Annotated in this window: 23 protein-coding genes; 5 read left to right on the top strand and 18 right to left on the bottom strand. The window is 70.4% G+C overall.

Features of this window, described 5'->3' with window-relative positions:
• Positions 1–88 precede the first annotated feature (88 nt).
• From dprA to proS, 16 genes are all read right to left on the bottom strand, one after another.
• On the bottom strand, positions 89–1249 hold the full coding sequence (dprA, locus tag ACIA8D_RS03490; RefSeq protein ID WP_399228293.1) for a DNA-processing protein DprA: 1161 nt from the start codon (positions 1247–1249) through the stop codon (positions 89–91).
• A gap of 65 nt (positions 1250–1314) precedes the next feature.
• Positions 1315–2934, bottom strand: coding sequence for a YifB family Mg chelatase-like AAA ATPase (locus tag ACIA8D_RS03485; protein ID WP_399228292.1), 1620 nt, complete (start codon positions 2932–2934; stop codon positions 1315–1317).
• Complete coding sequence (locus ACIA8D_RS03480) at positions 2934–3311, bottom strand: YraN family protein (protein ID WP_399228290.1); 378 nt, start codon at positions 3309–3311, stop codon at positions 2934–2936. Before ACIA8D_RS03480 ends, ACIA8D_RS03485 begins: the two co-directional genes overlap by 1 nt.
• An 84-nt stretch (positions 3312–3395) precedes the next feature.
• Entirely contained in the window at positions 3396–3704 is a 309-nt protein-coding gene (locus tag ACIA8D_RS03475; protein ID WP_003993268.1) for a DUF2469 domain-containing protein, read from the bottom strand.
• 55 nt (positions 3705–3759) lie between these two features.
• Positions 3760–4272, bottom strand: coding sequence for an NUDIX hydrolase (locus ACIA8D_RS03470; RefSeq protein WP_399228287.1), 513 nt, complete (start codon positions 4270–4272; stop codon positions 3760–3762).
• Positions 4265–5002, bottom strand: coding sequence for a signal peptidase I (gene lepB, locus ACIA8D_RS03465; RefSeq protein ID WP_399228286.1), 738 nt, complete (start codon positions 5000–5002; stop codon positions 4265–4267). The genes ACIA8D_RS03470 and lepB (ACIA8D_RS03465) overlap by 8 nt, the downstream gene beginning before the upstream one ends.
• Positions 5003–5095: 93 nt before the next feature.
• Positions 5096–6058 (bottom strand): signal peptidase I, encoded by a 963-nt coding sequence (lepB, locus tag ACIA8D_RS03460; RefSeq protein WP_399228284.1) that lies wholly within the window; start codon positions 6056–6058, stop codon positions 5096–5098.
• The gene (lepB, locus tag ACIA8D_RS03455) at positions 5958–7058 is read right to left on the bottom strand and encodes a signal peptidase I (RefSeq protein ID WP_399228283.1); all 1101 of its coding nucleotides are present in this window, start codon (positions 7056–7058) and stop codon (positions 5958–5960) included. Before lepB (ACIA8D_RS03455) ends, lepB (ACIA8D_RS03460) begins: the two co-directional genes overlap by 101 nt.
• Positions 7051–7755 carry a signal peptidase I gene (gene lepB / locus ACIA8D_RS03450; RefSeq protein ID WP_399228281.1) on the bottom strand — a complete coding sequence of 235 codons (705 nt, stop codon included), beginning with the start codon at positions 7753–7755 and terminating at the stop codon, positions 7051–7053. Before lepB (ACIA8D_RS03450) ends, lepB (ACIA8D_RS03455) begins: the two co-directional genes overlap by 8 nt.
• A 78-nt stretch (positions 7756–7833) precedes the next feature.
• Positions 7834–8184 (bottom strand): 50S ribosomal protein L19, encoded by a 351-nt coding sequence (gene rplS / locus ACIA8D_RS03445; protein ID WP_327661379.1) that lies wholly within the window; start codon positions 8182–8184, stop codon positions 7834–7836.
• A 132-nt stretch (positions 8185–8316) separates the two neighbouring features.
• The gene (trmD, locus tag ACIA8D_RS03440) at positions 8317–9138 is read right to left on the bottom strand and encodes a tRNA (guanosine(37)-N1)-methyltransferase TrmD (RefSeq protein ID WP_399228278.1); all 822 of its coding nucleotides are present in this window, start codon (positions 9136–9138) and stop codon (positions 8317–8319) included.
• On the bottom strand, positions 9135–9692 hold the full coding sequence (gene rimM / locus ACIA8D_RS03435) for a ribosome maturation factor RimM (RefSeq protein ID WP_399228277.1): 558 nt from the start codon (positions 9690–9692) through the stop codon (positions 9135–9137). The genes trmD and rimM overlap by 4 nt, the downstream gene beginning before the upstream one ends.
• A gap of 97 nt (positions 9693–9789) precedes the next feature.
• Entirely contained in the window at positions 9790–10029 is a 240-nt protein-coding gene (locus ACIA8D_RS03430; RefSeq protein WP_014176063.1) for an RNA-binding protein, read from the bottom strand.
• A 2-nt stretch (positions 10030–10031) separates the two neighbouring features.
• Entirely contained in the window at positions 10032–10451 is a 420-nt protein-coding gene (gene rpsP / locus ACIA8D_RS03425) for a 30S ribosomal protein S16 (protein WP_399228275.1), read from the bottom strand.
• A 208-nt stretch (positions 10452–10659) separates the two neighbouring features.
• On the bottom strand, positions 10660–11256 hold the full coding sequence (locus ACIA8D_RS03420) for a hypothetical protein (RefSeq protein WP_351336314.1): 597 nt from the start codon (positions 11254–11256) through the stop codon (positions 10660–10662).
• A gap of 192 nt (positions 11257–11448) precedes the next feature.
• The gene (gene proS / locus ACIA8D_RS03415; RefSeq protein ID WP_399228273.1) at positions 11449–12864 is read right to left on the bottom strand and encodes a proline--tRNA ligase; all 1416 of its coding nucleotides are present in this window, start codon (positions 12862–12864) and stop codon (positions 11449–11451) included.
• A 286-nt stretch (positions 12865–13150) separates the two neighbouring features.
• Between proS and ACIA8D_RS03410 the strand changes: the two genes are divergently transcribed.
• Positions 13151–14014 carry a class I SAM-dependent methyltransferase gene (locus tag ACIA8D_RS03410; protein ID WP_399228271.1) on the top strand — a complete coding sequence of 288 codons (864 nt, stop codon included), beginning with the start codon at positions 13151–13153 and terminating at the stop codon, positions 14012–14014.
• Between the two features lie 60 nt (positions 14015–14074).
• Here the strand turns inward: ACIA8D_RS03410 and ftsH are convergent, their stop codons facing one another.
• Positions 14075–16018 carry an ATP-dependent zinc metalloprotease FtsH gene (gene ftsH, locus ACIA8D_RS03405; protein ID WP_399228269.1) on the bottom strand — a complete coding sequence of 648 codons (1944 nt, stop codon included), beginning with the start codon at positions 16016–16018 and terminating at the stop codon, positions 14075–14077.
• Positions 16019–16193: 175 nt separating this feature from the next.
• A complete protein-coding gene (ffh, locus tag ACIA8D_RS03400; protein WP_399228267.1) occupies positions 16194–17753 on the bottom strand; it encodes a signal recognition particle protein in 1560 nt (519 codons plus the stop codon).
• Positions 17754–18206: 453 nt separating this feature from the next.
• Here ffh and ACIA8D_RS03395 point away from each other — a divergent pair, with 453 nt between their 5' ends.
• The 4 genes from ACIA8D_RS03395 to ACIA8D_RS03380 all read left to right on the top strand — a co-directional run bounded on the left by ACIA8D_RS03395 (position 18207) and on the right by ACIA8D_RS03380 (position 21901).
• On the top strand, positions 18207–18854 hold the full coding sequence (locus ACIA8D_RS03395; protein WP_399228265.1) for an ABC transporter permease: 648 nt from the start codon (positions 18207–18209) through the stop codon (positions 18852–18854).
• Positions 18851–19960: an ABC transporter ATP-binding protein gene (locus ACIA8D_RS03390; RefSeq protein WP_399228264.1), complete on the top strand. Its 1110-nt coding sequence runs from the start codon at positions 18851–18853 to the stop codon at positions 19958–19960. The genes ACIA8D_RS03395 and ACIA8D_RS03390 overlap by 4 nt, the downstream gene beginning before the upstream one ends.
• Entirely contained in the window at positions 19957–20748 is a 792-nt protein-coding gene (locus ACIA8D_RS03385) for an ABC transporter permease (RefSeq protein WP_399228262.1), read from the top strand. Before ACIA8D_RS03390 ends, ACIA8D_RS03385 begins: the two co-directional genes overlap by 4 nt.
• A 97-nt stretch (positions 20749–20845) precedes the next feature.
• On the top strand, positions 20846–21901 hold the full coding sequence (locus ACIA8D_RS03380; protein ID WP_399228260.1) for a glycine betaine ABC transporter substrate-binding protein: 1056 nt from the start codon (positions 20846–20848) through the stop codon (positions 21899–21901).
• The last annotated feature ends 33 nt before the right edge of the window (positions 21902–21934 follow it).

Below are 21934 nucleotides of genomic sequence, written 5' to 3'. Positions count from 1 at the left end.
TCGTCGCCCCGGCCGACCGGGGTGGAGCGCCAACTGCCGGAATTGCCAAGGCCATCGGGGGGTCATCCGGACGGCGCAACGCACCGCGTCAGAGCACCTCCCCTCCGGGAAAGACCGATTCGATCGCCTGGCGTGTCAACTGCCAGCCGACGCCGTGTCGTTCGACAAACCCCAAAGAGCGCAGTTCGTACAGCCTCCCGATCGTCTCGTCCTCGGCCGTGCCCGCACCGCGGGCCGCCTCGGCGACACTGCACAACCCGCGTGCGGGAAGCGCGGCCAGCACCCGCGCCGCTTCGGGCGGCAGCAGATCGCGGGGCAGCACCGGTCCGCGCCGCTCGGGCGCGAGCTCTCCCATGTCCCCGACCAGCTCGACGACTTCCGCGGCGTCGGTCACCAGCACCGCCTCCTTGCGCAGCAGTTCATGCACGCCCGCGGAGACGCTGCTGGTCGCGGGCCCCGGTACGCCCATCGCGTGCCGCCCGAGGCGCTGCGCCCAACGGGCCGTTCCCAGCGCGCCGCTGCGATAGGCCGCCTCCACCACGACGGTTCCTCTGGTGAGCGCGGCAATCACCCGGTTCCGGAGGATGAACCGGCTGGGCGTCGGATGGTCCCCGGGCGGCAACTCGCCGATCACGAGTCCCTGTTCCGCGACCCGGTCGATCAACAGCGTGTTCCCCCGCGGATAGATCCGGTCGATGCCGCAGGCGAGCACGGCCACCGTCGCCCCGGCCGCCCCGAGCGCCCCACGATGCGCGGCCGCGTCGACCCCGTAGGCGCCGCCCGAGACGACGACCCAGCCGCGCTCCGCGAGCCCGGCCCCGAGGCTCGCGCCCATCCGCACCCCGTAGTCCGTGCAGGCCCGGGCGCCCACCACGGCCACCGAGCGCAGCGCCCACATCCGCAGGCTGGGCCCGCCCCGCACCCAGAGCCCCACCGGCCGCCCGTCCCCCAGGTCGTCCAGCTGTCCCGGCCACTCGGCGTCCCCCGGACACACGAACCGCGCACCGCCCGCCGCCGCCCGCGCCAGATCCCGCTCGGCCGGCGGCGCGTCCGCGGCCCGCGCGACAAGCCCCTCCCAGCGCTCGGCCCGCACCCCGGGCAGCGGCTCCTCGGTCCTGCCCGCCTCGATGCGCCGCACCGTCTCCACGGCCCCGAACTCCCGCAGCCACTGCCCGGCGACCTCCCAGCCCGGCTCCACGATCCGCGTGAGCCGCACCCGCGCGAGCCGCACCGCGTCGCCGCCTTCCACGCCCGTCGCGCCCCGATCTCCCTCGGCACCGCCCGGTCCCCCGGCCCGGAAGGCTCCGCCCCCGGTCACGAACCCGCCCCGATCGTCATCGGCACACCCCGCGAAATCCCGGTCCGCAGTTGCAGCGCGAGCGCCACGTCCTGGGCAAACGGGCGGTCCCGCCCGGCGAGATCGGCCACGGTCCAGGCCACCCGCAGCACCCGGTCGAGCCCCCGCGCCGTGAGGAAGCCGCGCTCCAGGTCGAGCTCCGCCTCGTCGAGGGCCCCGGGCGACGCGGGCCAGCGAGTGCGCAGGGCGTGGCCCGGCACCTCGCTGTTGGTCCGCCACGGGGTGTCCGCGAACCGGGCCGCCGCCCGCCCCCTGGCCTCCCGCACCCGGTCGGCGACGACCTTGGTGCACTCGCCCCGCGGCCCGTACCCCGCCAGTTCGTTGCGGGTGACGGCGTCGACCTCGACGCGCAGGTCTACCCGGTCGAGCAGCGGGCCCGAAAGCCTCGCCTGGTAGCGGCGGACCGTGGCCGGCGGGCAGTCGCACTCGCCGCCCAGCGCCCGGTACTGCCCGCAGGGGCAGGGGTTCGCGGCGAGCGCCATCAGGAACCGCGCGGGCAGCCGCACCACCCCGGCGCTGCGCGCGATGGTCACATGGCCCGCCTCCAGGGGCTGGCGCAGGGCGTCGAGTGCCTGCCCGCTGAACTCGGGGGCCTCGTCGAGGAACAGGACGCCCCGGTGCGACAGCGACACCGCTCCCGGCCGGGCCACTCCGGGCCCGCCCCCGACGAGGGACTGCATGGTCGCCGAGTGGTGCGGTGCGCAGTACGGCGCGGTATCGATCATCGATTTGCCCGGCGGCAGCATTCCCGCGACCGAGTGGATCGCCGTGACCTCCAGGGCCTCCTCACGGGTGAGCGGCGGCAGGACGGCGGGCAGCCGCTCGGCCAGCATCGTCTTGCCCGCGCCCGGCGGCCCGGACAGCATCACGTGGTGTCCGCCCGCCGCCGCGACCTCGATCGCCGTGCGCGCGGACAGCTGTCCGACGACCTCCGCGAGGTCGAGCCCCTGTCCGTCGTGCGCGGAGCCGCCGAGGCCCGTGCCGACGCCGCTGCCCGGCATGCTCAGTCCCGCGAGCAGCGGATCGGGCCGCCCCGACCCGTCCGCCTCCTCCTGCGGCACCGGCTCGTCCGTGAGCACGGCGATGAGCTGGCGCAGGCTGCGGACGCCGAGGACCGATACGCCCGGCACGAGGGCCGCCTCCCCCGCCGTGCACTCGGGGACCACCACCTGTTCGTAACCGGCGTCGGCCGCCGCGAGCACCGCCGGGAGCACGCCCCGCACCGGCCGCACCCGCCCGTCCAGGCCCAGCTCCCCGATCATCACGATGTCCGCGAGGATCTTCGGGTCGATCCGCTCGGCGGCACCGAGCACGGCGCACGCGACGGCGAGATCGAAGCCCGAACCGCCTTTGGGCACGGAAGCCGGGCTCAGCCCCACCGTGAGCTTCTTCTGCGGCCAGTCGCCCCCGGAGTTGACCACCGCCGCCCTGACCCGGTCCCGGCTCTCCACCAGGCTCTTGTCCGGCAGCCCGACCAGGGTGAACGCGGCGATGCCCGGCTCCAGGTCCGCCTGCACCTCGACGACGACGCCCTCGACTCCCACGAGGGCCACGGAACACGTACGCGCGAAGCCCATCAGGACACCCCTCGCACATGCTCGACGCGGGGCGCGCCGCGCTCCGGCAGCAGCACGCCGACGAGGTCGATGCGGACGCCGCCGGGCGGCGCTCCCCCATGCTCCTGCACCCAGCGCTCGGCGAGATCGCGCAGTCGCGCCGCCTTGACCGGTGTGATCGCGGCCATCGGGTGCTCGAAGGCCCCGGTCTCACCGCTCGGTCCGCTGCGGGTCTTGACCTCGCAGACAACGATCGCGTCGCCGTCCCGCGCGACGATGTCGATCTCACCGGACCTGCCCGCGCGCCAGTTGCGCGCGAGCACCGTCATCCCGGCCTCGGCCAGCCGCCTCGCGGCCAGATCCTCGCCGTACTTCCCCAGTGCTCCCCGTGCGTTCACGTCGGCACCACCTCCGGCACCCACGCTGACGCCCGGGCCGGAAAGAAGTGGATCTTGGTGAACTACCTACGGGTTGTGGAAAAGTCAGCCACTCGGAAGTTCGAGATCGCTCTTGTTCAGCTCCTCGATGTTCACGTCCTTGAACGTGAGCACCCGGACCTGCTTCACGAATCGAGCGGGCCTGTACATGTCCCAGACCCAGGCATCCGCCATCGACACCTCGAAGAAAACCTCGCCCTGGACCGAGTGCACCTGCATCTCGTAGTCATTGGTGAGGTAGAAACGCCGCTCGGTCTCGATCACGTATTTGAACAGACCGACGACATCGCGGTACTCCCGGTAGAGCTTCAGCTCCATCTCGGTCTCGTACTTCTCGAGGTCCTCGGCGCTCATGGCATGTTCCCCTTCAGCCGTGCGTCCCCCCATTGTGCGCCAGTCCCGTGCGCCTCTAGACGATTTCCGTGTCGAGGACCTCGGGCCGGCTCGGGGGACCTTCGTCGAGCAGCCGCTTCAGCAGCCCGGCGAGTCTGGTCGGATACACCGTCTCATGCGCCTCGGCCAGTTCCCGGCACGTCCACCAGCGTGCTCCCGCGACGCTGCGGCGCTCCAGGTCGGTCAGGCCCGTCCCGTGGAGCTCCCCGAGCTCGGCCGAGGCCTTCCTCGTACGGGCCAGGAAGTACCACTCGTCCTGATCCCAGCGCCGACCGGCGAACGGGAAGGAGCAGATCCGCTGCCACAGCACAGGCCCCAGTTCGACGTCGGTGATGCCGGTCTCCTCTGCCAGTTCCCGCAGGGCGGCGTCTTCACGCGTCTCGTCGCCCTCCAGGCCGCCGCCCGGCGTGAACCACCAGTCGTTCGCCATGTCGCCCGGCTCGTGACCGTGCAGGAGCAGGAGCCGCCCGTCCGGATCGAGCAGGACGACGCGGGCGACCTTGCGCAGTTCACCGCCGGGTTCAGGCACGGGCCGGCTCCGGGGAGGCGCCGCGCGAGCGCCGCGAGCGCTTCGCGATCGGACCGTACGCCGCCCCGCCGAGCACCAGCACCGCGCCCGCCACGATGGCCGCCAGCACCGTCTTCACCGGCCCCGGCTGCGAGATGCCGCCCGGCAGCGCCTCGAACCCGGTGGGCTTCTGCATCCCGGCCATGGGCCACGCCAGGGCGTCCACCCGGCCCTGCACGGCGCCGCGCTCCACCGAGCCGTTCTCGCTGTCGCCGATGTGCGCGCTGGAGTCCAGGGAGTCGGCGCGGTGGTCGCCGAGCAGGAAGAGCCGGCCCTGCGGGACGGTCGTGTTCCTGATGCCGGTGAGCGAGGCGCTCTCGCCCTTCGGGAGGTAGGGCTCGTCGATCTGCTCGCCGTTCACGGTCAGCTTGTTCTGCGTGCAGCAGGCGATCTTGTCACCGCCGACGCCGACCACCCGCTTGACCATCGGAACGTTTCCCCAGGAGTTCTCCTGGAAGACGACGACGTCGCCGCGCTTCACCTCGCTGCCGTCGATCCGCTCCGCGAGCACCCGGTCACCCGCCTTGATCGTCGGATCCATGGAGTCGGTGGGCACGGTGTACGGCTGGTACAGAATCGCTCCCCAGACGAACCCGCCGAGGAACAACACACAGCCGAGGGCCACGGCTATGCCGGACAGCGCGCTGCCGACCTTGCCGTGACCCTCATTCGTACGACGCGTCCTGCTCATCCCAGTTGCTCCCGCGGTTCGGAGAAGTCGATCTCGTCGAACCGGCCCCGGAACGGCGCGGACCACGGAAGATCGGCGATCTGGGACGGCACCCTACCGGGCGCCACCAGCCGCAGAAACCCTGGCGTTCCCCTCGGTAACGCGCTGATTGATCTTGCGCCTGCGCCACAGCACCAGGGGTGCCGCGCCCGCGAGGCCGAGCGCGCCCGGAGCCACGTTCGCCACCGCGTTGAGGCCGGACTGGTCGAAGGTGTCCGGCACCGGCAGCGTCGACCAGTGCGTGGGCGGCCAGGCTACGACGATGGCGCGGCCCACGACGTTGTCCACGGGGACGAAGCCGCCGTTCTTGTCGTTCTGGTGGTAGCGGGAGTCCATGGAGTCCTGGCGGTGGTCACCCATGACCCAAACTTTGCCCTCGGGAACCTTCACCTTGAACGTTCCACCGGCGTTGTCGTCGCTGCACGGGGTGTTGCCCGGGTAGACGTAGGGCTCGTTCAGCGCCTTGCCGTTGATCTTGAGCGGGCCCGTGCCGTTGCACTCGACGGTGTCGCCGCCGACTCCGACGACGCGCTTGATGAGGTCCTTCTCGTTGGCCGACGGCATCAGGCCGATCCAGCTGAGCACCGTCTGCACGGCGTTCGGCTCCGGCGTCGGCTCGCCCTCCAGCCAGCTCGCCGGGTCGTGGAAGACGATGACCTCGCCGCGCTCCGGCTCCGAACCGAACCACGGGGTGAGCTTGTCGACCAGGACCCGGTCGCCGATCTTCAGCGTGTTCTCCATCGACGCCGACGGGATCGAGAACGCCTGGACCAGGAACGTCTTGATGACAAGCGCCAGGATGAGCGCGATGCCGATCAGCAGCGGCAGTTCCTTCCAGAAGGAACGCTGCTTCTTGGAGCCGCCCGTCGACCCACCGCTCGACTCCTCCTCGCGCAAGGGGGGGGCCGTCGAGGCGTCACCCGCCTCCGTCGACCCCGGACCCGCCGCGTCGTCGGATCGCCCGGGCTCCTCTTCGGGACCATGCCCTGACCGTGCGCCGACCGCCAAGTCCCCCACATCCACTCCTCACTCCGTGCCGCCGCCTGATCCGTATCCGATGCAGGCCCACCACTCCCATAACGAGCGGGAGTTCCGCAGGGGTCGGGAGGGGGACAAATCCGTCCGAATCCGAAGCGTTCGAGCCCGGTCCGGCACCGTACGTGGAGGCCACCCTATGCGACGTTCCTGAGGCCGCGGTCGCCCCGTCTCCCTGCGCGTCGGCCACGGCGGCGAACGTCGGCGGCTCCGACAGCGAGGCCCAGTGGCCGATCGGCCACCCAATGAACCGGGCCCGGCCGACGACGGACTCCTCGGACACGGTCCCGTTGAAGGCTTCGGTGAGGTGATAGCGGGAATCCGCGGAGTTGGCGCGGTGGTCGCCCATCACGAACAGGCGCCCCTTGGGCACCTTCACCGAGAAGTCGAACTTCGAGGGGGCGTTGCCGGGGTGGATGTACGAGCGCTCTTCGAGCGGTGTTCCGTTGACCGTGACGTGGCCCGTCTTGTCACAGCACTTCACGGTGTCGCCGCCGACGCCCACGACCCGCTTGATGAGGTCGCGTTCGTTGTCGGACGGCAGCAGCCCGATCCAGGTCAGGCCTTCCTTGACCTGCTTCACACCGACCGGGGCCTCCTGCTTCGGGCCGGCCTCCTGCTCCAGCCACTTCCCCGGGTCGTTGAAGACGACGACGTCGCCGCGCTGCACCTGCGCGCCGAACCAGGGGGTGAGCTTGTCGACCAGGACCCGGTCGCCGATCCTGATCGTCTGTTCCATGGAGCCCGACGGGATGACGAACGCCTGCACCAGAAACGTCTTCAGGACGAGGGCGATGGCCAGGGCCACGCCTATGAGGAGGGGTATCTCCTTGAGCACGGAGCGCCTGCGGCGGCGCTTCACCTTGCGGGCGAGCTTGCGCCGCTCTGCCCTCCCGGGCTGCTCGGGGCCACTGGTGGGCCGACTGCCGGTGGGCAGTCGCTCGTCGCCGCGGTGGCTGCGCGTTTTGCCCCGCCTACCCATGGGCGCCGCCGGGTGCGGGCACGCGCGCGTAGACGTCCGTACGCGACAAGGAGTGCCAGTGTCCGCTCGGCCACGCGATCCACTCGGCCCTGCCGATCACCTGGTCCACGGGGACGAACCCGCCGCCGGGCGCGCCCAGGTAGTCGCGGGAGTCGCGGGAGTCGCTGCGATGGTCACCGAGCAGAAAGAGGGTGCCTTCGGGAACGACGATGTCGAAGCCCACCTGGGACGGCGCGTCCGTGGCGTGCAGCACGGCACGCTCGTCCACGGACTTCCCGTTCACCTCGAGCCTCCCCTTGCTGTCGCAGCAGGCCACCCGGTCTCCCCCCGTGCCCACGACGCGCTTGATGTAGTCGCCCTCGCCGAAGTACCCGCTGCCGTCGAAGACGACCACGTCGCCACGGGTCGGCTCGGCACCGAAACGGTACGCCAACTTATTTACGAGAACGCGGTCCCCGACCCTCAATGTGCTCTCCATGGAGCCGCTGGGGATCTGGAACGGCTGCATCACGAAGACGCTGAAGGCCAGCAGGAGCGCCAGGCACAGCAGCACGCTCAGGGTGATGCGGCCGCCCGGCAGCCAGGCGAGGACGTCGGACAGCAAAGAGGAGCGCGACCGGTCCTCCTCGCCCTGTGAGGTGTTCTCATGGGGCTCGGAGGAACGGTCGCGCTCCTCGTGCTGTGCTTCGGTGTCCATCGAGGCCAGATGCTATCCGGCCGCCCTGTGGACGCCGCAGGCGAGCTGGGCCGGCACCCCCTGGGGGCGCCGAGCGGCTCAGTTCTCGCGCTTCTCCTTGATCTTCGCGGCCTTGCCGCGCAGGTCACGGAGGTAGTACAGCTTGGCGCGGCGGACGTCGCCCTTGGTGACGAGCTCGATCTTCTCGACGATCGGCGTGTGCACCGGGAAGGTGCGCTCGACGCCGACGGAGAAGGAGACCTTGCGGACCGTGAAGGTCTCGCGGACGCCGGCGCCCTGGCGGCGGATGACTACGCCCTTGAACTGCTGCACACGGGAGCGGTTGCCCTCGATGACGCGGACGTGGACGTTGACGGTGTCGCCCGGGCGGAAGGCCGGGACGTCGTCGCGCAGCGACGCGGAGTCGACGGAGTCGAGCAGGTGAGACATGATCGTCTGCTTTCTTCGCCGATGCCACAGGTCATCGACGGGAGGTAAATGATGAGTTTCGGTAGCTGATCGCGTCGGGCCTTGCGTCGTTCCCCCTGTGGCAGGGGCGCAGGCTGGACGTACAGCAGCGGCCTATTCTTCCACGATCTCGGGCGTCGGCCCAAATCGTCCGTCGGGACGCGGCCCCCAGCCCAGGATCGAGAGCATTTCGCGGTCCTTCTTGTCGAAGGCCTTGGGGTCGGTGCGCTCGATCAGATCGGGCCGGTTGCGCGTGGTGCGGCGCAGGGCCTCGTCGCGGCGCCACCGCGCGATCTTGCTGTGATGGCCGCTCAGCAGCACGTCGGGGATGTCCCGGCCGCGCCACTCGGGGGGCTTGGTGTAGACGGGGCCCTCGAGGAGGTTGGCCATCGCGCCGGGCGCGAAGGAGTCGTCCTCGTGCGAGGCGGCGTTGCCGAGGACGCCGGGCAGCAGGCGCGCCACGGCCTCCGTGATCACGAGCACGGCGGCCTCTCCGCCCGCGAGCACGTAGTCGCCGATGGAGACCTCGTAGACGGGCATGCGGGTCGCGTACTCGTCGATGACGCGGCGGTCGATGCCCTCGTAGCGCGCGGGCGTGAAGACCAGCCAGGGGCGCTCGGAGAGCTCTACCGCGAGTTCCTGGGTGAAGGGGCGCCCGGAGGGCGTGGGGACGACCAGGACGGGCCCCTGGGCGCCGTTCTCGTACCCTTCGGCGAGCACGTCGTCGAGGCAGTCGCCCCACGGCTCGGTCTTCATGACCATGCCGGGGCCGCCGCCGTACGGGGTGTCGTCGACCGTGTTGTGCCGGTCGTGGGTCCACTGCCGCAAGTCGTGCGCGTGGACGTCGAGTTGCCCACGCGCGCGTGCCTTGCCGACGAGGGAGACGTTCAGCGGTTCCAGGTACTCGGGGAAGATCGTGACGACGTCGAGCCTCATGCGGACTCGCCCTCGGCGTCGTCGCGCGACGACGCGATCTCGGCGCGGTCGTCGATCAGGCCGGGCGGCGGGTCGATGACGGCCTTCTGCTCCTCGAGGTCGATCTCGGTGACGATCTCCTCGACGAACGGGATCATGACCTCGCTGCCGTCGGGGCGCTCCACGATGAACAGGTCCTGCGAGGGCAGGTGCGAGATCTCCGTGATCCGGCCGACCTCGGTGCCGTCGACCGTGACGACGTCGAGGTCCATGAGCTGGTGGTCGTAGAACTCGTCCTCTTCCTCGGGCAGTTCCTCGGGGTCCACCTCGGCGATCAGGAGGGTGTTGCGCAGCGCCTCGGCGCCGGTCCGGTCGCGTACGCCCTCGAAGCGCAGCAGCAGCCGGCCGCTGTGCACCCGGCCGGACTCGATGGTGAGCGGCCCCGTGGAGGCCGGGTCGGTGGCGAGTCGCGCGCCGGGGCCGAGCCGCAGCTCGGGCTCGTCGGTGCGCACCTCGATGGTGACCTCGCCCTTGATGCCGTGGGCGCGACCGATGCGCCCGACTACCAACTGCACGTCGGAAACTCTCCTGTCAGCCCACCAGGGGCACAAACGACTCGGGCCGGGGACGGCTCGTAAGCCCTCCCCGGCCCGAGCCGGTGTTCAACTGTTCTCAGCGAACCTGGTCGACGTCGACGAGGTCGACGCGGACACCACGGCCGCCGATGGCACCCACGACGGTACGCAGGGCGCGCGCGGTGCGGCCGTTGCGGCCGATCACCTTGCCGAGGTCGTCGGGGTGGACCCGGACCTCGAGGACGCGCCCCCGGCGCAGGTTGCGCGAGGCGACCTGCACGTCGTCGGGGTTGTCGACGATGCCCTTCACGAGGTGCTCAAGAGCCTCCTCGAGCATGCTCAGGCCTCGGTCGACTCGGACGCGGCCTCGGCCTCGTCCTTCTTCTCAGCCTTCTTCTTCTGGGTGATGGCCTCACCCTTGGGCTCGTCCTCGGTGGCCAGCGCCTCGAAGGAGGGGCGGGCGGCCTTCGGCTCGGCAACCTTCATCGGCGCCGGGGCCGGCAGACCCTTGAACTTCTGCCAGTCACCGGTGACCTTGAGGATGGCCGCGACCGGCTCGGTCGGCTGCGCGCCGACACCCAGCCAGTACTGGACACGCTCGGAGTCGACCTCGATGCGCGACGGGTTCTGCACCGGGTGGTACAGGCCGATCTCCTCGATGGCCCGGCCGTCACGGCGGGTACGGGAGTCGGCGACGATGATGCGGTAGTGAGGCGAACGGATCTTGCCCAGACGCTTCAGCTTGATCTTGACTGCCACGGGAGTGGTGTCTCCTGGTCTTGACGTGGGTGGGCACGGCGAGATTGCCGCGTGGGGTTGCGGTACCCGAGTGCCCGATGGACGCGTCAGCCGGAGGAGAGAGGGGTCCTGTGCGACTGTCGAGTACAGCTAGCCATTGTGCCACACGTCTCCGGAGCGGCCGAATCCCCCTCGGCCGCTCCACCGAGTCCCACCAGGAGCCCAGCACTCAGCCGGCCGCGACGCCGACGATCTCCGGGATGCGGAACGGCTTCCCGCAGCCGCCGCACATGATCGGGGCCTGTGCGAGCACCGACGGAACGACCCGGACGTTGCGCCCGCAGTCGCAGACCGCCTTGACGCGGACGCCGCCCCCGGAGGAGCCGTGCCGGGCCGCGGGGCCGCGGAAGCTGCGCTTGGTGTCCGCGGCGGTCGCCACGGTGTGCGCCTTCAGGGCGCGCTGGATCCGCTCGATCGTCTGCCGGTAGCGCTGCTTCGCCTCCGGGTTGAGCGTGACCAGTGAGAAGCCGCTGCTGGGGTGCGGCTCCTCGGGGTGGTCGAGGCCCAACTCCTCGGCGATGGCCAGGAATCTGCGGTTGTGATAGCGGCCGGCGCGCGATGTGTCGCGGATTCCGCGCGCGGCTGCGATGCCGTGGACTGCCTCGTGAAGGAGTCGCTCGAAGGAGAGCTCGCGTCCACAGGCGGACGACGACTCGCCGATCAGGGATTCGGGCGCGGCAAGATCCGGCAGCTCGGGGTGGTGCCGCTGAATGTCGGCCCACGCCCCTGCCAGCTCTGCGGCGAGAACAGGTGGTGTCGTGCTCACGTCGTGACAACGAGCCGGGGTGCCTCCGTGTTCCTATTCCAGGGCATCCCAAATAATTTGCACGTACCAGTCAGTTCCCGCTGATGCGTCCCGAGGAGGGCGGGTGCGCAGATGTACGGAGAAGGCGCACAGCTCACAACAAGGTGGCGCGTAGCGGCATGTACGCCTTTACGGACGTCCTCCCGTACGCGCCTAGTACGCGCGTGCCACGACCGCGACGTTACCGGCCGCGTCGTCGGCGTCCGGCACCGCCCCTTCGGGGGTGATCAGACACCGTACGGAGACGCCTTGCGCGGCGAGCTCGTTCTCGCCGGCCTCCCCGAGAGTGGCCCACGGGATGCGCGCCCAGCCGTCCACCGAGGTTGCCTCCAGCGCCTCGGCGACCGTGGTCACATCGGTCGTCCGCAGCTGCCGCCGCTGCCGGGACTGCGCGAGCAGCAGTGCCTGGTCCTCCTCCAGGATCTTGGGCAGCACCGCGACCAGCGCCTCGAGGGCGACCGGGGCCTTGCCGCCCGGGATCCGCCGGGCGAGCATCGCCGTGCCGTTCTCCAGGTCGCGGGGCCCGACCTCGACGCGTACGGGGACGCCCTTCAGCTCCCAGTCGACGGCGCGGCGCCCGAAGGGGGTGTCCGTGCGGTCGTCCACATGGACGCGGATTCCCGCCTTCTTAAGGATGTCGCCGATTTCGCGGACCTTGCGGACCACCGCCTCGTCGTCCTTGACGGCGAGCACGACCACCTGGGTGGCCGCGAGGCGGGGCGGGACGCGCAGCCCGTCGTCGTCGCCGTGCATCATCACCAGGGCGCCGATCATGCGGGTCGTGGAGCCCCAGGAGGTCTGCCAGACCAGTTCCTCCGCGCCGTCCTTGGACAGGTAGCGGGTGTTGAACGCCTTGGCGAAGTTCTGGCCGAGCTCGTGGCTCGTGCCCATCTGGAGGGCCTTGCCGTCGCCCATCATCCCTTCGAGGGTGAGGGTGTTGACGGCCCCGGCGAATCGCTCCTTGGGCGTCTTGCGGCCCAGGAGGACGTCCATCGCGAGGACGTTCTCCATGAAGTCCGCGTAGACGTGCCGGTGGATGCGCGCCGCGAAGTCGCGCGCCTCTTCGTAGGTCGCGTGCGCCGTGTGGCCCTCCTGCCAGAGGAACTCGGTCGTCCTCAGGAAGAGGCGGGGGCGCAGCTCCCAGCGGACCACGTTGGCCCACTGGTTGATGAGCAACGGGAGGTCCCGGTAGCTCTGCACCCACTTGGCGAAGGAGGCGTTGACGATCATCTCCGAGGTGGGGCGGACGACGGCGGGCTCCTCCAGCTCCTTGCCGCCGCCGTGCGTGACCACGGCCAGCTCGGGCGCGAAGCCCTCGACGTGGTCGGCCTCCTTGGTCAGGTACGACTGCGGGATCAGGAGCGGGAAGTACGCGTTCTGCGCGCCCGTCTCCTTGATGCGGTCGTCCATCTCCCGCTGCATCCGCTCCCACAGGCCGTAGCCGTACGGTCGGATGACCATGGTGCCGCGCACCGGACCGTTGTCGGCCAGTTCGGCCTTGGTGATCAGATCCTGGTACCAGCGCGGAAAGTCTTCCGTCCGGGGCGTGAGAACGCGAGGTTTGGCCATGGCGCGGATGCTACGGCGCGGGCCCTGGGGCATTCGAATCCTTTTCGCCCGTATGCCCGCGGCCTCCCGGGTGCGCCCGTCATATGACCCCTTGGGGGCGCACGACGGTGCACACGCGCATTGTCGCCACCCCTGCCAAACACCCCCTAGACGCGGCGGACATTGCGGAGTTGTCTGGCATACGGGGGGAGTGCGAGCAGCGCGCGAACACGGCCGGACGCCACGCGAACGGCCGGGCGGCACGACGACAACTCTCGGCATCTCTCGGTGGATTGGGGCACTTTCGATGACACCTACGCTCGTGCGGCGGCACCTCCCTCACGCGGCCACCGCGCCGCGGACGGACTTGTGCGCACGCGCGCGTGACTGGGCGGAGATTCAGGAGCGGATGCTGGTACCGCTCTACGAAGCGGTGTACGAGCGCCTGGAGGTCGGCCGGGGCACCCGGCTCCTCGGGCTCGACTGCGGCTCCGGGCTCGCTCTCTTGATGGCGGCATCGCGCGGCGCCGCCGTGACCGGCGTCGAGCCCTCCGACCCCGAACTCCTCGCCCTGGCGGAGGAGCGGCTGCTGCCCGACGGGGGACGGCCCCGGGAGGCCGCGGACGTCCGGCTCACGACGGCCGACGCCGCCGACCTCACCGCGACCGATCCCGGCGGAGCCCCGTACGACGTGATCACCGACTTCCAGCCGATCGGGTGTGTGGCCGGGGACTCCGAGGGGCTCTCCGCGCGCCTGGAGAGCGTGGCTCCGCTGGCGGGCCGGGGCGCCGCGGTGGTGCTGGTCGGCTGGGGTCCCCCGGAGCGCTGTGCCACGTCGTCCGTCCTACGGGTGGCCACGAAACTCGCCGAGCCGCTCCGTAGTACCGGGAGTTGGCGCCCAGCGCTCCGTGACGACCTGGAGGAGGTCGCCCAGCGGGCGGGGCTGCGGCCGGACGGTTCCGGCCGGGTGGCGTGCCCGTTCGGGTACGCGGACGCCGAGAGCGCGGTGCGGGGCCTGTTGTCGACGGGCCTGTTCGACGCCGCGGTGGGGGCGACGGATCCGGCGCAGGTCGACAAGGAGGTGTCCGAGGCGCTCCAGGCGCATGTGCGCGGCGACGGGACCGTGTGGATGCCCAATGTCTTCCGGTACCTGATAGCCCGCACGCCGTGACCGCGAACAGCCCGCACGCCGTGCGGCGTGCGGGCTGCATTCCCGTTGAGGTCGTGCCGTTCAGTCCTTGGTGAAGCGCGTGACGCCGGCGATCCGGTACGCGTCCGCCTCCTCCAGCGTCTCGTTCTCCATGAGAGCCCCGGCCAGCGCGTCGAGCTTGTCCCGGTTGTCGCGCAGCTTCTGGCACGCCTCCTCGTAGCACTCGTCCACGATGCGGCGCATCTCGCCGTCGATCGCGTTGACGGTGTCGGGGGCGGCGGCGAGGCCGTACGGCTGCTGGGAGTCGTTCGGGAGGGCGGACAGGCGGCCGACCTTCTCGCTCATGCCCCAGCGGGCGACCATGCCGCGGGCGATGTTGGTGACCTGCTCCAGGTCGTTCTCGGCGCCGGTCGTGATGACTCCGTAGACGACGTGCTCGGCCGCCATGCCGCCGAGGGCGCCGATGATGCGGCCGCGCAGGTACTCCTCCGTGTACGCGTACTTGTCGGAGTCGGGGGTGGAGAGCGTGACGCCGAGGGCGCGGCCGCGGGGCACGATCGTGATCTTGCGGACGGGGTCGGCGCCGGGCTGCAGCATGCCGAGGAGGGCGTGGCCGCTCTCGTGGAAGGCGGTGCGGCGGCGCTCCTCGTCGGGCATCACCAGCGGCCGCTCGGCGCCGAGCTGGACCTTTTCGAGCGCTTCGGAGAGGTCGGTCTGGTTGATCTCCTTCTGCTTGCGCTTGACTGCGAGCAGCGCGGCCTCGTTGGTCAGGTTGGCGAGTTCGGCGCCGGTCATTCCCGGTGTGGTGCGGGCGACCTGGGCGAGGTCGACATCGGAGGCCAGCGGCATGCCGCGGGTGTGGATCTTGAGGATGGCCTCGCGGCCGCCGCGGTCGGGCGGGGACACGTTGACGATCCGGTCGAAGCGTCCCGGGCGGGTCAGGGCCGGGTCCAGGACGTCCGCGCGATTGGTGGCGGCGATGACGATGACGCCCTCGGAGCCGCTGAAGCCGTCCATCTCCGTGAGGATCTGGTTGAGGGTCTGCTCGCGCTCGTCGTGGCCGCCCACGCCGCCGCCCCCGCCGCGGGCCCGGCCGATGGTGTCGATCTCGTCGATGAAGATGATCGACGGGGCGACCTTGCGGGCCTCGGCGAACAGCTCGCGCACGCGGGAGGCGCCGACGCCGACGATCATCTCGATGAACTCCGAGGCGGAGGCGGAGAAGAACGGCACCCCGGCCTCGCCCGCGACCGCCCGCGCGAGCAACGTCTTGCCGGTGCCGGGCGGGCCCGCGAGGAGTACACCGCGCGGCATCTTGGCGCCCATCGTGCGGTAGTCATCGGGGTTCTTGAGGAAGTCGACGACGTCGCCCAGCTCGCCCGCGACCTCGTCGATGCCGGCGACGTCCTCGAAGGTGGTGCGCTTCTTGCCGGGTTCGAGCTCGACCGGCTTGGGCGGCTGCTTGCGGCCGAGCATGCCGCCCGCGCCGCCGCCCATGCCCTGGCTCATCCGTCGCGCGATGAACAGCCACAGCACGACCAGGAGGACCATCGGGGCGAGCGAGATGAGCAGGTTGGACAGGAAGCTGCGCTCCTGGACGACGGGTTCGGCGGTCACCGTGACGTCGTGCTTTTCCAGGTTGGCCCAGAGGTCGTCGTCGGCGAAGGCCGGGCGCTGCGTCGTGAACTTGGTGTAGTTCTTGCGCTTGCTGTCGCTGTCCTTGGGGGTCGGCTTCTCCTTCTTGAGCTCCCCCTGGATGGCGTCGCCCTTGGAGTAGATCTTGGTGACGTTGTCGGCCTCGACCTGCTTGCTGAACTCGGTGTACGAGACCGTCGGCTCGTCGCCCTCATTGAAGAACGACAGCACCAGGTTGGCGATGAGGTAGACGATCAGGGCCGTCAGGATGAGGCCGCCCCAGCCGCCGGGCATCTTGCGCTTGGGCCCCGAGGGGGGCGGAGGGGGCGGCGCGCCCTCGGAACGCCAGGGCTGATCCGTCCGATCGCGCGGGGGTACCGGGTTCGCCACGCCTGTCTCTCCTCCTGCAGCCTGCCGTCCTCCGGGGCGGTCGCGGCCCCGAGGCCTTCCGCCCATGACCGCACAGTTGCCAGGGGGCCGCCACTCGTGGACATGCGTAAGGGGCGCCCGCCATGGCGGACGCCCCTTACCCGTACGGCTGCCTACCCGTACACCTGCCGATGTGTCAGCCCATGAACTTCTTGAACTCGTCGGGGAGCTCGAAGTCCTTCGGGTCCTGCTGGCCCGCGCCCGGCAGTCCGAGCGCGCCGCCCTGCTCGGCGGCGGCCGCGCGCCGGGCGGCCTCCTCCTGCTCCTGCTGCTTGCGCTTCATCGGGTTGCCGGAGCGCTGCTTGCCCTTGGCCTTCTTGGGCTGCTTCTTCTGCCGGCCGGGGCCGCCGCCGGTGCCGGGCATGCCCGGCATCCCGGGCATGCCGCCGCCCTGGGCCATGCGGGACATCATCTTGCGGGCCTCGAAGAACCGCTCGACCAGATTCTTGACCGCGCTGACCTCGACGCCGGAGCCCTTGGCGATACGGGCGCGGCGCGAGCCGTTGATGATCGTCGGCTCCGAGCGCTCGGCCGGGGTCATCGACTTGATGATGGCGGCCGTGCGGTCGACGTCGCGCTCGTCGAGGTTGGCGATCTGGTCCTTCATCTGCCCCATGCCCGGCAGCATGCCGAGCAGCTTGGACATGGAGCCCATCTTCCTGACCTGCTCCATCTGCGCCAGGAAGTCGTCGAGCGTGAAGTCCTGGCCCTTCTTGGAGGCCAGCTTGGAGGCCATCTTCTCGGCCTCTTGCTGCGAGAAGGTCTGCTCGGCCTTCTCGATCAGCGTGAGCATGTCGCCCATGCCGAGGATGCGGGACGCCATGCGGTCCGGGTGGAACGCGTCGAAGTCGTCCAGCTTCTCGCCGTTGGAGGCGAACATGATCTGCTTGCCGGTGACGTGCGCGATCGACAGGGCCGCACCACCGCGGGCGTCACCGTCGAGCTTGGAGAGCACCACGCCGTCGAAGCCGACGCCGTCGCGGAAGGCCTCGGCCGTGTTGACCGCGTCCTGACCGATCATGGCGTCGACGACGAAGAGGACCTCGTCGGGGCTGACGGCGTCGCGGATGTCCGCGGCCTGCTGCATCAGCTCCTGGTCGATGCCGAGGCGGCCGGCGGTGTCGACGATGACGACGTCGTAGACCTTCGCCTTGGCGTGCTCGATGGAGTCCTTGGCCACCTGCACCGGGTCGCCCACGCCGTTGCCCGGCTCCGGCGCGTAGATGCCGACGCCGGCGCGCTCGGCGACGACGCTCAGCTGGTTCACGGCGTTGGGACGCTGGAGGTCACAGGCGACGAGCAGCGGCGAGTGGCCCTGGGACTTGAGCCAGAGGCCGAGCTTGCCCGCGAGGGTCGTCTTACCGGCACCCTGCAGACCCGCGAGCATGATCACGGTGGGGCCGGTCTTGGCGAAGCGCAGCCGGCGGGTCTCGCCGCCGAGGATGCCGATGAGCTCCTCGTTGACGATCTTGATGACCTGCTGGGCGGGGTTCAGCGCCTGGGAGACCTCGGCGCCGGTCGCGCGCTCCTTGATCTGCTTGATGAAAGCGCGGACGACGGGCAGCGCCACGTCGGCTTCAAGGAGGGCGATCCGGATCTCGCGCGCCGTGGCGTCGATGTCCGCCTCGCTGAGGCGCCCCTTGCCGCGGAGGTTCTTGAATGTCGCTGCGAGGCGATCGGAGAGAGTGTCGAACACGGCGGTCGCGAATCCTCGGGTCGGGTGGCTTTACGGACAGGTCGCCCTCCAGGGTATCCGCCCGCGGTGCCGTGGTCAGTGGCCCGGTCCCGATGCGTCCCACCGGTCGTACCCACGTACGAAAAACCCGCACATACGCCTCGATATCCGCCGGAGCCGCCCCGCCGTGACCTGGGCGTTCGCCATAATTACGGCCCCGGCGGTTCCGTAAACCCGTGCACATCAGTGGCGCCCGACTGGGTAGGCGCCCTCAGGTTTCGACGCCACCCCTCTCCTCCGCCCCGCGCCGGGGCGTGCCCGGTCGTGCCCGGAACCGCCACCAGCAGCCGTACGGCGCACCGCCGTACACCCCTCTGACGTGAACTGGAGCTCACAGATGCCCTCCCTCGCTCCCTCGATGGACCGGCCGCCGCGGCCCGTGCGTAGGCCCCCGGCACCCCAAGGGAGGCCGGCGTGAACTTCTTCGACTACCTCCAGGGCAACTGGCCCGATGTGCTCGACGCCGCACTCGCGCACATCCTGCTGGTCCTCGAAGGCCTCGCCCTCGCGGTACTCATCGGGGTGCCAGTGGCGGTCCTGACGTACCGGACGAAGGCGCCGCGCGCCGCCGTGCTCGGGGCGGCCGGGCTGCTCCTGACGATTCCGTCCTACGCGCTGTTCGGCCTGCTCATCACGCCGCTCGGCCTCGGCACGGGGCCCTCGATCGTGGCCCTGACGCTGTACGCGCTGCTGCCCGTCATACGTAACACCGTGGTCGGCCTGCGCGAACTGGACCCGGCCGTCATCGAGTCCGCGAACGCGATGGGCATGACCCGCCTCAAGGTGCTCACCACCATCGAGTTCCCGCTGGCCTGGCCCGTGGTGATCACCGGCCTGCGGGTCGCGACGCAGATGCTGCTCGGCATCGCGGCCATCGCCGCCGCCGTGAACGGCCCCGGGCTCGGCAAGCTCATCCTCGACGGACTCGCCAGCGCGGGCACCCCGTTCGCCGTCTATCTGACGCTCGAGGGCGCGCTCGCCATCGTCGTCCTCGCGCTGCTCTTCGATCTGCTCTTCGCCCTGCTCAATCGCCTGACCACTCCGAAGGGGGTCACCCGATGATCCGGCTCGACCGGCTGACCAAGTCCTACGACGGCCAGAAGCGTCCGGCGGTGGACGATCTGACGCTGGAGATCCCCGAAGGGAAGATCGTGGTCTTCGTCGGGCCCTCGGGCTGTGGCAAGACGACGACGATGAAGCTGATCAACCGGCTGATCGAGCCGACGTCCGGCCGCATCCACCTGGCCGACGACGACGTCACGAAGATCCCGGTGCACGAGCTGCGCCGCCGCATCGGCTACGCGATCCAGCAGTCCGGGCTCTTCCCGCACCAGACGGTCGCCCAGAACATAGCCACCGTGCCCGGCCTGCTCGGCTGGGACAAGAAGCGTGTGCACGCGCGCGTGGACGAGCTGCTCGACATGGTGGGCCTGGACCCGGACACGTACCGCGGCCGCTACCCGAAGCAGCTCTCCGGCGGCCAGCAGCAGCGCGTCGGCGTCGCTCGCGCGCTCGGCGGCGACCCGCAGGTGATGCTCATGGACGAGCCGTTCGGCGCGATCGACCCGCTCAACCGCGAGGCGCTGCAGAACGAGTTCCTCAAGATCCAGGCCAAGCTGCGCAAGACGATCGTGTTCGTCACCCACGACATCGACGAGGCCGTGAAGATGGGCGACAAAATCGCCGTCTTCGCCGAGCACGGGAACGTCGTCCAGTACGACACCCCGGAGAAGATCCTCGCCGAGCCGGCGAACGAGTTCGTCACCGACTTCATCGGCGCCGGCGCCGCCGTGCGCCGCCTCTCGCTGACCCGGCTCGGGAACGTCGACGTACCGCTGTGGTCCACCGTCGCCGAATCGGCGAGCACCGAGGCGCAGCAGGACGCGGCCGCCGAGAGCGACCACGAGTTCGTGGTGGTCCTGGACGAAGACCGCCGCCCCGTCGGCTGGCTGCCCGCCGACGGTGGCACACGGCTCCCGCTGATCTCGCCGCTCGGCCCGGGCACGAGCCTGTACGACGCGCTCGACGAGATGCTCGCGGTGAACGCGTCGGCGCTGGCGGTCGTGGACGACCTGGGCCGCTACCGCGGTGTCGTCACCCTCGACACGCTGCGCACGCTGATCCACACCGAGAACGGCGCCGGTCTGCTGCAGGGGGCCCGGCCGTGACCCAGGCACTCGTCGACGAGCTCCCCGCCGCGGCAGAACCCGCGGAGCGCACCCGCGTCCTGCCGCCGCTGTGGCGCCTCGCCCTCACCCCGCTGGCCCTCGCCGTGGTCCTCGCGCTGCTCGCCTGGTACGTCTCGGGGCAGGACAAGGACCAGATCGAGCTGCGCAGCCTGAACGCGGACTACCTGCTCAGCCGGACCCTCACGCACATCGAACTGACCGCGGTCGCCACGGTCTTCATCCTGGTGATCGCCATCCCGCTCGGCGTGCTGCTGACCCGCCGCTGGGCCCGCCCCCTCGCCGGACCCGTTCTCGCGCTCGCCAGCATCGGGCAGGCGCTGCCCTCGCTCGGCCTGATCGTGCTGCTCGCGGTGGCCTTCGTCAGCCTCGGGGTGACGCAGATCGCGCTGATCGCGTTCGTCGCGTACGGGGTGCTGCCGGTGCTGCGCAACACCATCGCGGGCCTTCAGCAGGTCGATCCGTCGGTCCTGGAGTCCGCGCGGGGCATGGGCATGACCCGGTGGGAGGTGCTGCGCCGGATCGAACTGCCGCTCGCGGTGCCGGTGATGCTCGCCGGCATCCGTACGGCGCTGGTGATCACGGTGGGCACCGTCGCGCTCGCGACGTTCATCGGGGCCGGCGGCCTCGGCGACGTGATCTCCAACGGGATCAACTCCAGCCGGAACCTGGTCCTGATCACCGGAAGCGTGCTCGTGGCCGTCCTCGCGCTGCTCGTGGACTGGGTCGCCGGGATCGTCGAGAACCTGCTGCGCCCGCGCGGTCTGTGAGAAGGGGCCTGTGAAAGAAGTGACAACACGCATGCGATTCGGACCGGGCAGGGCCCTTCTGACGGATCAGGCTGGATCCGGACGACGTCCACCGACGGTGGAGTCGCCCCGCGACTCCAACAAGATCCGTCAGAAGGGCCCTGGGGCCCGCGGCAAGGTCGCCGCCGCCCTGTGCGCGGCCCTGCTCGGCGGCGCCGCAATGACCGGCTGCTCGGACACCGGCGCGAGCGGCGGTTCCTCCGGCGACCTGCCGCGTACGGCGAGCAAGAAGCAGCTCGACGGCGGCTCGCTCGCCAAGGACGTCGACCTGAAGGGCGCGCACTTCACGGTCGGCTCCAAGGAGTTCACCGAGCAGCAGATCCTCGGCAAGATCACGCTGTACGCGCTCGAGGCCGCCGGGGCGAAGACCAAGGACCAGACGGGCCTTCAGGGCACCACGATCGCGCGCAGCGCGCTGCAGAGCGGCGACATCGACATGTACTGGGACTACTCCGGCACCGGCTGGACCCAGTTCCTGCAGCACGACAAGCCCGTGCAGGGCAGCGCCGCGCAGTTCGGGGCGACCTCGCGGGAGGACCTGAAGAAGCACGGGATCAAGTGGCTGGGCCCGGCGAAGTTCGGCAACCAGTACGCGATGGCGCGCGCCGCCGACGCCACCGGCCGGGCCGGCGAGGTCGACTCGATCAGCGACCTCGCGAAGCTGGCGAAGGACCACCCGGAGGACGCCACGCTGTGCGGCGCCTCGGAGTTCCTGGACCGGGAGCTGTCGGCGCTGGAGCAGAGCCCGTACAAGCTGAAGTTCCAGGCGCCGCAGGTCTACCAGAACGCGTTCGCGCTGAACTTCGTGAACGTGGCGAAGGGCAGCCCCTGCAAGTTCGCCGAGGTGTTCACGACGGACGCCCGTCTGGAGTCCCTCGACCTGAATGTCCTCGACGACGACAAGGGGCACTTCACGACGGAGCTGGCCGCGCTGACCGTGCGCGACAAGACCGCCAAGAAGTACCCGCAGCTCGCGAAGCTGTCGAAGGAACTCGGTGACGCGCTCACCGAGAAGACGATCATCAAGCTCAACGGGCTCGTCGACCTGGAGGGCAAGAGCGCGGATCAGGCCGCGCTGTACTTCCTGCGGACGAACGGCTTCATCGGCAAGTGAGACCCGGCCGGGGCCCACGTCACCCGACGCGGA

The organism is Streptomyces sp. NPDC051684 (assembly GCF_044453445.1).
Lineage (GTDB): Bacteria > Actinomycetota > Actinomycetes > Streptomycetales > Streptomycetaceae > Streptomyces.
Note: the sequence above shows the minus strand (reverse complement) of the source record. Positions and strands in the feature narration are given on the sequence as shown.